At 69.1% G+C, this 11,983-nt stretch carries 11 protein-coding genes; 6 read left to right on the forward strand and 5 right to left on the reverse strand.

The genetic code is table 11. From position 1 onward, the window contains the following. Nucleotides 1-2: 2 nt before the first annotated feature. The 3 genes from ftsA (at nt 3) to lpxC (ending at nt 3,618) form a co-directional block, all read left to right on the forward strand. Nucleotides 3-1,241 carry a cell division protein FtsA gene (gene ftsA, locus QWY84_RS07360; RefSeq protein ID WP_290201920.1) on the forward strand — a complete coding sequence of 413 codons (1,239 nt, stop codon included), beginning with the start codon at nt 3-5 and terminating at the stop codon, nt 1,239-1,241. Nucleotides 1,242-1,326: 85 nt separating this feature from the next. After that, nucleotides 1,327-2,466, forward strand: coding sequence for a cell division protein FtsZ (gene ftsZ, locus QWY84_RS07365; RefSeq protein ID WP_290201922.1), 1,140 nt, complete (start codon nt 1,327-1,329; stop codon nt 2,464-2,466). A 231-nt stretch (nt 2,467-2,697) separates the two neighbouring features. Then, the gene (gene lpxC, locus QWY84_RS07370) at nt 2,698-3,618 is read left to right on the forward strand and encodes a UDP-3-O-acyl-N-acetylglucosamine deacetylase (protein WP_290201924.1); all 921 of its coding nucleotides are present in this window, start codon (nt 2,698-2,700) and stop codon (nt 3,616-3,618) included. Nucleotides 3,619-3,727: 109 nt separating this feature from the next. Here the strand turns inward: lpxC and QWY84_RS07375 are convergent, their stop codons facing one another. Beyond that, nucleotides 3,728-4,192 (reverse strand): DciA family protein, encoded by a 465-nt coding sequence (locus tag QWY84_RS07375; RefSeq protein WP_290201925.1) that lies wholly within the window; start codon nt 4,190-4,192, stop codon nt 3,728-3,730. A 220-nt stretch (nt 4,193-4,412) separates the two neighbouring features. Between QWY84_RS07375 and secA the strand changes: the two genes are divergently transcribed. Genes secA through QWY84_RS07390 form a run of 3 tightly spaced genes read left to right on the forward strand, consistent with a single transcriptional unit; the run spans nt 4,413 to nt 9,364 of the window. Continuing rightward, entirely contained in the window at nt 4,413-7,169 is a 2,757-nt protein-coding gene (gene secA / locus QWY84_RS07380) for a preprotein translocase subunit SecA (protein ID WP_290201926.1), read from the forward strand. Nucleotides 7,170-7,179: 10 nt separating this feature from the next. Further along, nucleotides 7,180-8,394, forward strand: coding sequence for a bifunctional glutamate N-acetyltransferase/amino-acid acetyltransferase ArgJ (argJ, locus tag QWY84_RS07385; RefSeq protein ID WP_290201928.1), 1,215 nt, complete (start codon nt 7,180-7,182; stop codon nt 8,392-8,394). A gap of 1 nt (nt 8,395) precedes the next feature. Next, the gene (locus tag QWY84_RS07390) at nt 8,396-9,364 is read left to right on the forward strand and encodes a Nudix family hydrolase (RefSeq protein ID WP_290201930.1); all 969 of its coding nucleotides are present in this window, start codon (nt 8,396-8,398) and stop codon (nt 9,362-9,364) included. 51 nt (nt 9,365-9,415) lie between these two features. On the opposite strand, the gene QWY84_RS07395 is transcribed toward QWY84_RS07390, so the two are convergent. The 4 genes from QWY84_RS07395 to QWY84_RS07410 are packed head-to-tail and all read right to left on the reverse strand — an operon-like array spanning nt 9,416 to nt 11,968. Then, nucleotides 9,416-9,625, reverse strand: a complete 210-nt coding sequence (locus QWY84_RS07395) for a DNA gyrase inhibitor YacG (RefSeq protein ID WP_290201931.1) — start codon at nt 9,623-9,625, stop codon at nt 9,416-9,418. A gap of 18 nt (nt 9,626-9,643) precedes the next feature. Next, complete coding sequence (gene zapD / locus QWY84_RS07400) at nt 9,644-10,435, reverse strand: cell division protein ZapD (protein WP_290201932.1); 792 nt, start codon at nt 10,433-10,435, stop codon at nt 9,644-9,646. After that, nucleotides 10,435-11,067, reverse strand: a complete 633-nt coding sequence (coaE, locus tag QWY84_RS07405) for a dephospho-CoA kinase (RefSeq protein ID WP_290201933.1) — start codon at nt 11,065-11,067, stop codon at nt 10,435-10,437. The genes zapD and coaE overlap by 1 nt, the downstream gene beginning before the upstream one ends. 22 nt (nt 11,068-11,089) lie before the next feature. Then, nucleotides 11,090-11,968, reverse strand: coding sequence for a prepilin peptidase (locus tag QWY84_RS07410; RefSeq protein ID WP_290201934.1), 879 nt, complete (start codon nt 11,966-11,968; stop codon nt 11,090-11,092). Nucleotides 11,969-11,983: the final 15 nt, after the last annotated feature.

Raw genomic sequence — 11,983 nt, forward strand, 5'->3', positions numbered from 1 at the left:
GCATGACGAAGAAAACGGAACAGAGTCTGCTGGTCGGCCTGGACATCGGCACGTCCAAGGTCGTCGCCATCGTGGGCGAGGTCGGCGCCAGTGGCGAGGTGGAGATCAGCGGCATCGGCTCGCATCCGTCGCGCGGCCTGAAGAAGGGGGTGGTGGTCAACATCGAGTCCACGGTCCAGTCCATCCAGCGGGCCGTGGAAGAGGCCGAGCTCATGGCCGGCTGCCAGATCCATTCCGTGTACGTCGGCATCGCCGGCAGTCACGTCCGCAGCCTGAACTCCCACGGCATCGTGGCCATTCGCGACAAGGAGGTGGGCCAGGCGGACCTGGACCGGGTGATCGATGCCGCCCGGGCCGTGGCCATCCCGGCGGACCAGAAGATCCTCCACATCCTGCCCCAGGAATTCATCATCGACAGCCAGGAGGGCATCCGCGAGCCCATCGGCATGTCCGGCGTGCGCCTGGAAGCCAAGGTGCACATGGTCACCGGCGCGGTCAGTGCGGCGCAGAACATCGTCAAGTGCATCCGCCGCTGCGGCCTGGAAGTCGACGACGTCATCCTCGAGCAGCTGGCCTCCAGCCACGCCGTTCTCACCGAGGACGAGAAGGAGCTGGGCGTGTGCCTGGTGGACATCGGCGGCGGCACCACGGACATCGCCGTGTTCACCGACGGCGCCATCCGCCATACGGCGGTCATTCCCATCGCCGGCGACCAGGTCACCAACGACATCGCCGTGGCGCTGCGCACGCCCACGCAGCACGCCGAGGAGATCAAGGTGAAGTACGCCTGCGCGCTGTCCCAGCTGGCCGGCGCCGACGAGACCATCGAGGTCCCGTCCGTGGGCGACCGGCCGGCCCGCAGGCTGTCGCGCCAGACCCTGGCCGAGGTGGTGGAGCCGCGCTACGAGGAACTCATGACGCTGGTGCAGCAGGAGCTGCGCCGCAGCGGCTTCGAGGACCTGATCGCCGCCGGCGTCGTCCTTACCGGCGGCAGCTCGAAGATGGAGGGCGCCATCGAGCTGGCCGAGGAAGTCTTTCACATGCCGGTGCGCATCGGCGTACCGCAGAACGTCACCGGGCTCTCGGACGTGGTCCGCAACCCGGTGTACTCCACGGGCGTCGGGTTGCTGCACTTCGGTGCCGGTCGCCGGGGGCATCCCACGGCCGTGGACTATGACAGGAACGAGGGTGCCAGTGCCCTCTGGGAGCGCATGAAGAACTGGTTTCAGGGGAATTTCTAGGGGTCCGGCGGATCCCTGTCGAGTTCGGGTCGGGTCCGTGACGGCAAAAGGTCGTCACGGCACACAGTGAGAAGGAGGCAGTGCCATGTTTGAACTCATGGATTCGTTCAGCCAGAACGCGGTCATCAAGGTCATCGGTGTCGGTGGCGGCGGCGGCAACGCCGTGCAGCACATGGTCGCCGCGGACATCGAGGGCGTGGACTTCATCTGCGCCAACACCGACGCCCAGGCGTTGAAGAACACCTCGGCGAAGACCGTGCTGCAGCTGGGCAGCAACATCACCAAGGGCCTGGGTGCCGGCGCGCACCCGGACGTGGGCCGCAACGCCGCCGTGGAGGATCGCGAACGCATCGCCGAGTCCCTGGAAGGGGCGGACATGGTGTTCATCACCGCCGGCATGGGCGGCGGCACCGGCACCGGCGCGGCACCGGTGGTGGCGGACATCGCCCGCGAGATGGGCATTCTCACCGTCGCCGTGGTGACCAAGCCGTTCCCCTTCGAGGGGGGCAAGCGCATGCGCGTCGCCCAGGAAGGCATCGAGGAGCTCAGCCGCACGGTGGACTCGCTGATCACCATTCCCAACGAGAAGCTGCTCAGCGAGCTGGGCCGCAACCTGACGCTCCTGGATGCGTTCAAGGCGGCCAACGACGTCCTGCTGGGGGCGGTGCGCGGCATTGCCGAGCTCATCACCCGGCCGGGGCTCATCAACGTGGACTTCGCCGACGTCCGCACCGTGATGTCCGAGATGGGCATGGCGGTCATGGGCACCGGCGCCGCCTCGGGCGAGGGTCGTGCCCGCGAGGCGGCGGAGCGGGCCATTTCCAGTCCGCTGCTGGAGGACTTCAACCTGCACGGGGCCAACGGCATTCTCGTCAACGTCACCGCGGGCATGGACCTGGGGATCGGCGAGTTCGACGAGGTGGGCCAGGCCGTTCGTGAATTCGCCTCCGAGGATGCCACCGTGGTGGTCGGTACCGTGATCGATCCGGAACTCGAGAACGAGCTGCGGGTCACAGTGGTCGCGACCGGCCTGGGTCAGACGAAGTCCGACGACAACAAGACGCCGCAGCTGCGGACGGTGAAGAAGGCCTCCGGCGAGGTGGATTACGACGAGCTGGAGAAGCCGGCCGCCGCCCGCAAGAAGGCAGCGAACGACAAGTACGGGGAGTCCGGCGACATGGACTACCTGGACATTCCGGCGTTCCTGCGGCGTCAGGCCGACTGAGATCCCGGCTGGCGCGCATGACGATTGTGTGAACCATTGCACGTGCGGCGGTGCCGCACCGCGCTACCATGCAGGCCGCAGCCGACCCGGCGGCCTGTTATGTTGCGCTGCAGTATGCAAAAGACACGCATTACAGTACAATGACGCGCCATTCCGGGAAGGGTTGATCCGAGGTCCGGATCCGTGACAACGAGCCCGGTTTCCGGGCCGGGGAAGGAGTATATCGCTGCCATGGTTCGCCAGCGTACATTGAAGAACGTCATTCGGGCGACCGGGGTTGGCCTGCACACGGGGGAGAAGGTCTACCTGACCCTGCTGCCGGCGCCCGCCAACTCAGGGATCGTGTTCCGGCGCACGGATCTGGACGAGTCGTGGGAGATCTCCGCCCACCCGGAGAATGTCGGGGATACGCTTTTATCCACCTGCCTGGTGCGGGACGGCGTGCGTGTCGCCACCGTCGAGCACCTGCTCTCGGCCCTGGCGGGGCTGGGCATCGACAACGTCATCGTCGAGCTCAGCAATGCCGAGGTCCCGATCATGGACGGCAGCGCCGGGCCCTTCGTGTTCCTGATCCAGTCCGCCGGTATCCAGGAGCAGGATGCGCCCAAGCGCTTCGTGCGGATCCGCAAGCCCATCATGGTAGAGGACGACGACAAGTGGGTCCGTTTCGAGCCGTTCGACGGCTTCAAGGTGGACTTCACCATCGAGTTCGACCACCCGGTGTTCGACTCCGGCATGCAGCAGGCGTCCGTGGACTTCTCCGCCACGTCGTTCGTCAAGGAGATCTCGCGGGCCCGGACGTTCGGTTTCATGCGCGACATCGAGACGCTGCAGGCGAACCGCCTGGCCCTGGGGGGCAGCCTGGACAACGCCATCGTGGTCGACGACTACCGCATCCTCAACGAGGACGGGTTGCGCTACCGGGACGAGTTCGTCAAGCACAAGATCCTGGACGCCATCGGCGATCTCTACCAGCTCGGCTACAGCGTCATCGGCTCGTTCAGCGGCTACAAGTCCGGCCACCACCTGAACAACATGCTGCTGCGGGCCCTGCTGGCGGACGCCACGGCCTGGGAGACGGTGACCTTCGAGGGTGAGGAGCCCGCACCGCTGTCCTTCGATCAGCCGCTGTCCGCGCCCGCGACGAGCTAAGGCGACGCTGGACGCCTCCCGCGCGTTTCCGGCCGGCGACCGCTGCGGTGCGCCGAAGCACGCGGGAATGATCCAGCGTTTCCTTACGAAACCTTTCAGGACGTAGCCGTCAGTCGTTGTCGGTGTCGTCGGACGGCGTGCGCGAGGCCAGCCGCTCCAGGGCGGCGGCCAGCCGCGGGTCCGGCATGTGGGCGGCCGCCGAGGCCAGCGTCCGGCCGGCCGCCGGCGACAGGGTGCGCGGCGGCGTCTGCCGGGTGCGTTCCGGCAGCTGACCGACGCGCACGGTCACCTGCCGCGGCCGGAAGCCCGCCTGCCGTTCCACCACATCCTGCAGCCGCGGCGCGAGGTAACGCAGCCGGTGACGCCATTCGGGGCGGTCCGTCAGCAGGAGCATCTCGTCGTGATCCAGCCGGGCGAGACGTACGTGCTCCCTGGCCTCCCCGGGGAGCTCGCCGGCCAGCAGCTGCTCGCGCTCGCGCAACCGCCGTGCGTGCGCATACAGGTCGCCCACGGTGCCGCCGGCCTGTTTCAGCGTACCGCCGACGCGCCTCGGTCCGTTGCTGCCGTCGCCCATGCGGTGTCCCCCTACGCCTGAAGTTTCCCGGGTAATCAGGTATGATACGGCATTTCGACGGGCTACCCCCGTCGTCGTGGATGTCATTCCGGCGTCATGCCGGCCGGTGAGCATGCCAGAGCTCGCCCGGGATGCCGACCCGTGGCACCGGAGATGCCGCGAAGTCGGGATACCGCCGGGGAACGCGTCCCGCGCCCACACTGTCATCGAGAAGGACCCTATGCTAGGTGCAATCGCCAAGAAGGTTTTCGGTACGCGCAACGAGCGCCAGCTCCGCAAGCTGTGGAAGACGGTGGAGCGCATCAACGCGCTGGAGCCGGAAGTCCAGGCGCTGACGGACGAGCAGCTGCAGGCCCGCACCGACGAGTTCCGCGAGCGCCACGCCCAGGGGGAGAGTCTCGACGATCTGCTGCCGGAGGCCTTCGCCACCGTGCGCGAGACGGCGAACCGCGTGCTGGGCATGCGCCATTTCGACGTGCAGCTCATCGGCGGCATGGTGCTTCACTCCGGGCGCATCGCCGAGATGAAGACCGGCGAGGGCAAGACCCTGGTAGCCACCCTGGCGGCCTACCTGAACACGCTCGGCGGAAGCAGCGTGCACGTGGTCACCGTCAACGACTACCTGGCGCGGCGTGACGCCGAGTGGATGGGCCGGATCTACGGCTTCCTGGGGCTGGCCACCGGCGTCGTGGTCCCGGGCATGGCCCACGAGGACAAGCAGGCGGCCTATGCCTGCGACATCGTCTATGCGACCAACAACGAGCTGGGCTTCGACTATCTCCGCGACAACATGGCGTTCCGGCTGGAAGACCGCATGCAGCGGGACCTGTCGTTCGCCATCGTCGACGAGGTCGACTCCATTCTCATCGACGAGGCGCGGACGCCGCTGATCATCTCCGGGCCCGCCGAGCAGAGCTCCCAGCTCTACGAGACCATCAATACGCTCATCCCGAGCCTGACGCGCCAGGAGGAGGAAGAGGGGCCGGGGGATTTCTGGCTGGACGAGAAATCCCGCCAGGCCTATCTCACCGAGGAGGGTCACGACCGCGTCGAGGAGCTGCTCACCGAGGCCGGATTGCTGCAGGAGGGCGACAGCCTCTACGACCCGCGGAACATCGGCCTGCTCCACCACGTCAACGCCGCGCTGCGCGCGCACCACCTCTACCATCGCAACGACCAGTACCTGGTGCGTGACGACCAGGTGGTGATCGTCGACGAGTTCACCGGCCGCGCCATGCCCGGGCGCCGGTGGTCCGACGGGCTGCATCAGGCGGTGGAGGCCAAGGAAGGGGTATCGGTCCAGAAGGAAAACCAGACCGTCGCCTCCATCACGTTCCAGAACTTCTTCCGGCTGTACGACAAGCTCTCCGGCATGACCGGCACGGCGGATACCGAGGCCTACGAGTTCCAGCACATCTACGGGCTGGAGGTGGCGGTCATCCCCACCCACAAGCCCATGATCCGCGAGGACTACCACGATCTCGTCTACCTCTCCCAGGACGAGAAGATCAACGCCATCATCGAGGACATCCAGGTCAACCGCGACGCCGGCCGTCCCATCCTGGTGGGTACCGCGTCCATCGATGTCTCCGAGGTGATCTCCCAGCGGCTGCGCGAGGCGGGCATTGCCCACGAGGTGCTCAACGCCAAGCAGCACGAGCGCGAGGCGACCATCATCGCCAAGGCGGGCGAGCCCGGCGCCGTGACCATCGCCACGAACATGGCCGGCCGCGGTACCGACATCGTCCTGGGCGGCAATCTGGATGCCGAGCTGGCGGAGCTCGGCGAGGACGCCACCGAGGCCGAGCGCGACAAGGTCCGCGCCGACTGGGAGGAGCGCCACCGCCGCGTGGTGGAGGCCGGCGGCCTGCACGTCATCGGCAGCGAGCGCCATGAGTCCCGCCGGGTGGACAACCAGCTGCGCGGGCGCTCCGGCCGCCAGGGGGACCCGGGCTCGACCCGGTTCTACCTGTCCCTGGAGGACAGCCTGCTGCGGATCTTCGCCTCCGAGCGGGTGTCCAGCCTCATGCAGCGCATGGGCATGCAGGAGGGCGAGGCCATCGAGTCGGGCATGGTCTCGCGGGTGATCGAGAACGCCCAGCGCAAGGTGGAAGGGCACAACTTCGACATCCGCAAGCAGCTGCTGGAGTTCGACGACGTCGCCAACGACCAGCGGCGGGTGATCTACCGCCAGCGCCAGGAGCTCATGGCCGACGACGACCTCAGCGAGACCGTCCAGGTCATGCGACGGGACGTGCTCAACCGCGTCATCGACGAGTACATCCCCCCGGGCAGCATCGACGAGCAGTGGGATCCGGACGGCCTGGAGGCGCGGCTGGCCCGCGACTTCGCCCTGGAGCTGCCCATTCGCCAGTGGCTCGACAACGAGGACGACCTGCACGAGGAGCCGCTGCGCGAGCGCATCCTGGAGCGCGCCGAGGAGGCGTACCGGGAGAAGGAGGAGCAGGTTGGGGCCGATGCCCTGCGGCGCTTCGAGAAGGTGGTCATGCTCCAGGTCCTGGACAGCCAGTGGAAGGAGCATCTGGCGGCCATGGACTACCTGCGCCAGGGCATCCACCTGCGCGGGTATGCCCAGCGCAATCCCAAGCAGGAGTTCAAGAAGGACGCCTTCAACATGTTCTCGGCGATGCTGGAGAACATCCAGCGCGAGGTCGTCAGCGTGCTCCAGCGCGTGCGCGTGCGCGAGCCCGAGGATGTGGACCGGGCCGAGGCCGAGCAGCCGCGGCCCCAGGACCGGGCGGACGTGAGCGCCCAGCACGCCGACAGTGAAAGCGCCCTGGCCCGGGCGGAGCAGGCCGAGGCCGCCCGGGCCGGCGGCGGCGCGGCCGCCGAGGGCGAGACTGCCGCGGCGACCGCCGACACCTTCGTGCGCGAGGGCCGCAAGGTGGGGCGCAACGAGCCGTGCCCGTGCGGCTCCGGCAAGAAGTACAAGCACTGCTGCGGCCAGCTGAGCTAGGGGCGCTACCATGGCCATCGGTCTGCCCGCCCACCCGGAAATGCTGCCTGTCGCCGGGGTCCGCCTGGGGACGGCCGCTGCCGGGATCAAGAAGCCCGGCCAGCGGGACCTGGTCCTCATGGAGCTGGCCCCGGGCAGCACGCTGGCGGCGGTATTCACCCGCAACCGGTTCTGCGCCGCGCCGGTGCATGTCGCCCGCGAGCACATGGCGGCGGCGGGGAGCCGCTACCTGCTCGTCAACACCGGCAACGCCAATGCCGGCACCGGCCAGCGCGGCCTGGACGACGCCCGTTCCTGCTGCGCCGCCGTCGCCCGGCAAGCCGGCGTCCGTGCCGAGGAGGTGCTGCCGTTTTCCACCGGCGTCATCGGCGAGCCCCTGCCCGTCCAGCGCATCGTCGATGCCGTCCCCGATGCCCTGGTGAACCTGGCCGGCAGCGGCTGGGATGCGGCGGCGCCGGCGATTCTCACCACCGACACAGTGCCCAAGGGGGCGTCGCGCCGGGTGGCATTGTCCGGCGGCACCGTGACGCTGACCGGCATGGCCAAGGGGGCCGGGATGATCCGGCCGGACATGGCGACCATGCTGGCCTTCGTCGCCACCGACGCCGACATCGCCCGGGATCACCTGGAGGCGCTGCTGGCCCCGGCGGTGAACCGCAGCTTCAACCGCATCACCGTCGACGGCGACACCTCGACCAACGATGCCTGCGTGCTGGCGGCCACCGGGGCGAGCGGCGTTGCCGTCCCGGCCGGCTCCGGGGACGCCGAGCGCTTCCGGGACGCCCTCGACAGCCTTTGCCGGGAGCTCGCCCAGGCCATCGTCCGGGACGGCGAAGGGGCCACGCGGTTCATCACCATTGCGGTCCACGAGGCGCGGGACGAGCGCGAGGCGGAGGCCGTCGCCTTTACCGTCGCCCAGTCGCCGCTGGTGAAGACCGCGTTCTTCGCCGGCGATCCCAACTGGGGGCGCATCCTCGCGGCCATCGGTCGCGCGGGGATCGACGACATGGACGTCGACCGGGTGGCCATCTGGCTGGACGACCTTTGCATCGCCCGGGACGGCGGCCGTGCGCCGGACTACCGCGAGGAGGCGGCGGCGGCGCGCATGGCCCGGGAGGAGGTGACCGTGACAGTGGAGCTGGGGCGCGGCGAGGCAGCGGCCACGGTGTGGACCTGCGATTTCTCCTACGAGTACGTCCGCATCAATGCGGAATACCGGACGTGACATGACCGGCTGCGTGCACGTGGCCGTGGGGGTGATCCGTCAGCCCGACGGCCGGGTCCTCGTGGCCCGCCGCGCGGAGCACCGTCACCAGGGGGGGCGCTGGGAGTTTCCCGGCGGCAAGCTGGAGCCGGGCGAGGAGGTCCGGGCCGGGCTGGCCCGGGAGCTCGACGAGGAGCTCGGCATCCGCCCCCTGGAGATGCGCCCCCTGATCCGCATCCCCTGGCACTACCCGGACCAGACCGTGCTGCTGGATACCTGGGAGGTGCGCCGGTTCCAGGGCACGCCCCACGGGCGGGAGGACCAGCCCCTGCGCTGGGTGGACCCGCGGGACCTGCCCCGGTATCGCTTTCCCGATGCCAACGGTGCCATCGTCGCCGCGGCCATGCTTCCGGAAACCTACCTGGTTACTCCGGATACCACGGCGGAGCAGGCATCCGCCTTTCTGGACCATCTGCGGCAATGCATGGCGGCCGGTGCGCGCCTGGTCCAGCTGCGGGTGCCCGGTGTCTCCGAGCCGGTGCGGCGCCGCCTGGCGACGGACGCCGTCGCCCTGGCCCGGGAGTACGGCAGTCGCCTGCTGATCAACGGCGACGTAGCGCTCGCCAGGCAGCTGGGCGCGGGCGTGCACCTGCCGGCCGCCCATCTCGACGACCTGGGCGAGCGGCCGCTGCCCGCGGGCCATCTGGTCGCCGCCTCCTGCCATGACGAACGGGAGCTGGCGCGTGCCGTGGCCCTGGATGTGGACTTCGCCGTGCTCGGGCCGGTGCGGCCGACGCCCAGCCACCCGGAGCGCGCCCCGCTCGGCGATGACGGCTTCCGCCGGCTGATCGCCGACGTGCCCGTGCCGGTCTACGCCCTCGGCGGCCTGGGGCCGGAAGACCTGCCGCAGCTGCGCGAGTGCCGGGCCCAGGGCGTGGCAGCCATCCGCGGGCTGTGGCAGAGCCGGTCGGCCCGCCCGGACCCCGCCTAGGGCGGGCCGCCCGCTCCGCCGCGTGCGACCCGTCCGGGCACAACGCCGGCGCTACTCGTTGGCGGACTCGTCCCCGGTATCCAGCTCGTCCAGGAACTCCTCGGGGACCTCCACGCCGGGAATGCGGTTCTCCTCCTGCAGCCAGCCGCCCAGGTCGATGGTCTGGCAGCGCTCGCTGCAGAACGGGCGCCAGTGGGCCTCCGGAGAGTCCCAGTTCACCAGGGTGCGGCAGACGGGGCAGGGAACGTTACGGTCGGTCATGACAAACGGCCCGATGACTCAGAGAACGCACAGCTGGAGGACGAAGTTGACGTCCTCATCCGCCTGGTGCGGGCGGTCGGCGGTGGTGACCTGCTCCATGAAACGCACGGTGATGAACATCTTGGTGCCGCTGATCTCCGGGAAGCGGCGGCTGTCCAGCGGCAGGTCCACCCGCACCAGCTGGTAGGACGTGCTCTTGTCCAGGTTGCGCTGATAGATGCCGTTGCGCGCGCAGCACTCGCGGGGAATGGCGCTGTCACGCAGCAGCTCGAGGACCGTCTCGGTGGCATCCCGGACGGTGTCGATACTGCTGAACCATGCTTCCAGGTCCTGCTGCCGGGCTTCCGCCGGGCGGGACAGCCAGCGGTGGTAGCGGGGCATGTCGAAGGCGCAGGTGCCGCCGGCGATGCCGCTGCGCTGCATGATGTTGGACAGCAGGTCGTCCTGCCGCAGCAGCGATCCCAGTTGCCCCGTGTGACCGCCGAGCCGCTCGGTGAGGGTGCGGCAACGGTCCAGTACATGATGCAGCCGGTCGGTATCCACGCCCGGGCGCTCCTCCAGGCGCCGGAGCATGCTCGTGACCCGCTCGAGCTCCTTGATGAGCTCTGTCTTGAGATCCCCACGGCCGAAGATGTCCAGGATCTCGCCCAGCGTGCTGACTGCCAGGCGGCTGTGCCAGGGGGTCTCGCCGGACACGGCGAACCGGGCCTGGGCGAACAGGTGCTCCAGGCGCATGAGCGTGCGAATCCGTTCGTTCAGCGGTTGCTCGAAGGTGACCGAGCTATTGCCACTGGCTTGTTCTTCAAGCATCAACCCTCCGCGGCCCCGTCGCTGCCGTCGTACTCGGCGGCCAGGGCCAGATAGTCCTGGTGCAGGCGACGGACGCGCTGGTGCAGCGCCTCCCGGTCGCCGGTATTGTCGATGATATCGTCGGCGTGCTGCAGCCGGTTGCGGCGCGACGACTGCGCGGCCAGAATCGCCTCCGCCTGCTCCGGCGTGCTGCCGTCGCGCTGGATCAGGCGCTCGCGCTGCACCGCCTCGGGTACGTCCACCACCAGTACGCGATGGACGCGCTGAAGCAGGTCGCCTTCCACCAGCAGCGGCACCGAAAGGATGACATAGGGCCCGTCCGCCGCGGCGATTTCCGCTTCCATCCATTCACGGATGCGCGGGTGGAGTATCGCCTCCAGGCGTTCACGGGCCGCGGTATCGGTGAATGCCTTCTCGCGCAGGCGCCCGCGGTCGAGGACGCCGTCGGCGGTCAGGATGTCCTCGCCGAAGGCCGCAGCGAGCTCGCCCAGTGCCGGCTGGCCGCGTTCCACCACGCGCCGGGCGACGACATCGGCGTCGACCACGGGGACGCCCAGCTCGGCGAACAGGCCGGAGACCGTTGTCTTGCCGCTGGCGATACCACCGGTGAGACCGACAACCAGCAAATGCATTCCCTCCCGGGCGTCGCGCGCGTCAGCCGCCCAGGCCGGCCCAGCGCAAGTACCCCGCTATGATGTCATCCCGCCACAGTAAGGTAAGCCAGCCCGCCGCGGCAAGGTACGGACCGAACGGAATGGGCAACTGCCGGTCCCGCCCCAGTGCCGCGATCATTACGATCCCCGTGACGGCACCGACCAGCGACGACAGGAGAACGACCACCGGGAGCGCCTGCCAGCCCAGCCATGCGCCCAGCAGGGCCAGCAGCTTGAAGTCCCCGTAGCCCATGCCTTCCTTGCCGGTGACCCAGCGGAAGACGTGGAACACCAGCCACAGGGACAGGTAGCCGGCCATGGCCCCGATGACCGCGTCGGCGACGCCGGTGAACAGGCCGGCCAGGCTGATGCCCAGGCCGAGCCACAGCACCGGCAGTGTGATGGCATCCGGCAGCAGGTGATGGTCCAGATCGATGCCGGACAGCGCGATCAGGGTCCAGGTGAGCACCAGCGCGGCGACGAGCTCGGGGCCCCAGCCGAAGTGCCAGGCGGTTGCCGCCGAGAGCAGGCCGGTGGCCAGCTCGACGGCGGGGTAGCGGAGACTGATGGCGGTGCCGCAGCCGCGGCAGCGCCCGCGCAGGAGGATCCAGCTGACCACCGGAATGTTCTCCCACGGGCGGATCGATCGGCCGCAGCTCGGGCAGCGGGAGCCGGGCGCGACGAGGTCGAAGCGCTCCTTGGCGGCCCCATCGCCGGGATCCAGGTCGAGGATCTCGCGGGCCTGCTGTTGCCAGCCCCGCTCCAGCATGACCGGCACGCGCAGGATGACCACGTTGACGAAGCTTCCGACGGCGAGACCCAGCAGGAAGATCGCGGCGATCAGCAGGCCGGGCTGCTGCAGGGCGTCCAGTAGCGTCATGGGCGGTCCGCTTCC

Source organism: Aquisalimonas lutea, from assembly GCF_030409225.1.
Lineage (GTDB): Bacteria > Pseudomonadota > Gammaproteobacteria > Nitrococcales > Aquisalimonadaceae > Aquisalimonas > Aquisalimonas lutea.

What these genes read in the sequence shown, in the direction of transcription:
- ftsA (WP_290201920.1), top strand. Translation starts at nt 3, where the DNA reads ATGACGAAGAAAACGGAACAGAGTCTGCTGGTCGGCCTGGACATCGGC.
- ftsZ (WP_290201922.1), top strand. Translation starts at nt 1,327, where the DNA reads ATGTTTGAACTCATGGATTCGTTCAGCCAGAACGCGGTCATCAAGGTC.
- lpxC (WP_290201924.1), top strand. Translation starts at nt 2,698, where the DNA reads ATGGTTCGCCAGCGTACATTGAAGAACGTCATTCGGGCGACCGGGGTT.
- QWY84_RS07375 (WP_290201925.1), bottom strand. Translation starts at nt 4,192, where the DNA reads ATGGGCGACGGCAGCAACGGACCGAGGCGCGTCGGCGGTACGCTGAAA.
- secA (WP_290201926.1), top strand. Translation starts at nt 4,413, where the DNA reads ATGCTAGGTGCAATCGCCAAGAAGGTTTTCGGTACGCGCAACGAGCGC.
- argJ (WP_290201928.1), top strand. Translation starts at nt 7,180, where the DNA reads ATGGCCATCGGTCTGCCCGCCCACCCGGAAATGCTGCCTGTCGCCGGG.
- QWY84_RS07390 (WP_290201930.1), top strand. Translation starts at nt 8,396, where the DNA reads ATGACCGGCTGCGTGCACGTGGCCGTGGGGGTGATCCGTCAGCCCGAC.
- QWY84_RS07395 (WP_290201931.1), bottom strand. Translation starts at nt 9,625, where the DNA reads ATGACCGACCGTAACGTTCCCTGCCCCGTCTGCCGCACCCTGGTGAAC.
- zapD (WP_290201932.1), bottom strand. Translation starts at nt 10,435, where the DNA reads ATGCTTGAAGAACAAGCCAGTGGCAATAGCTCGGTCACCTTCGAGCAA.
- coaE (WP_290201933.1), bottom strand. Translation starts at nt 11,067, where the DNA reads ATGCATTTGCTGGTTGTCGGTCTCACCGGTGGTATCGCCAGCGGCAAG.
- QWY84_RS07410 (WP_290201934.1), bottom strand. Translation starts at nt 11,968, where the DNA reads ATGACGCTACTGGACGCCCTGCAGCAGCCCGGCCTGCTGATCGCCGCG.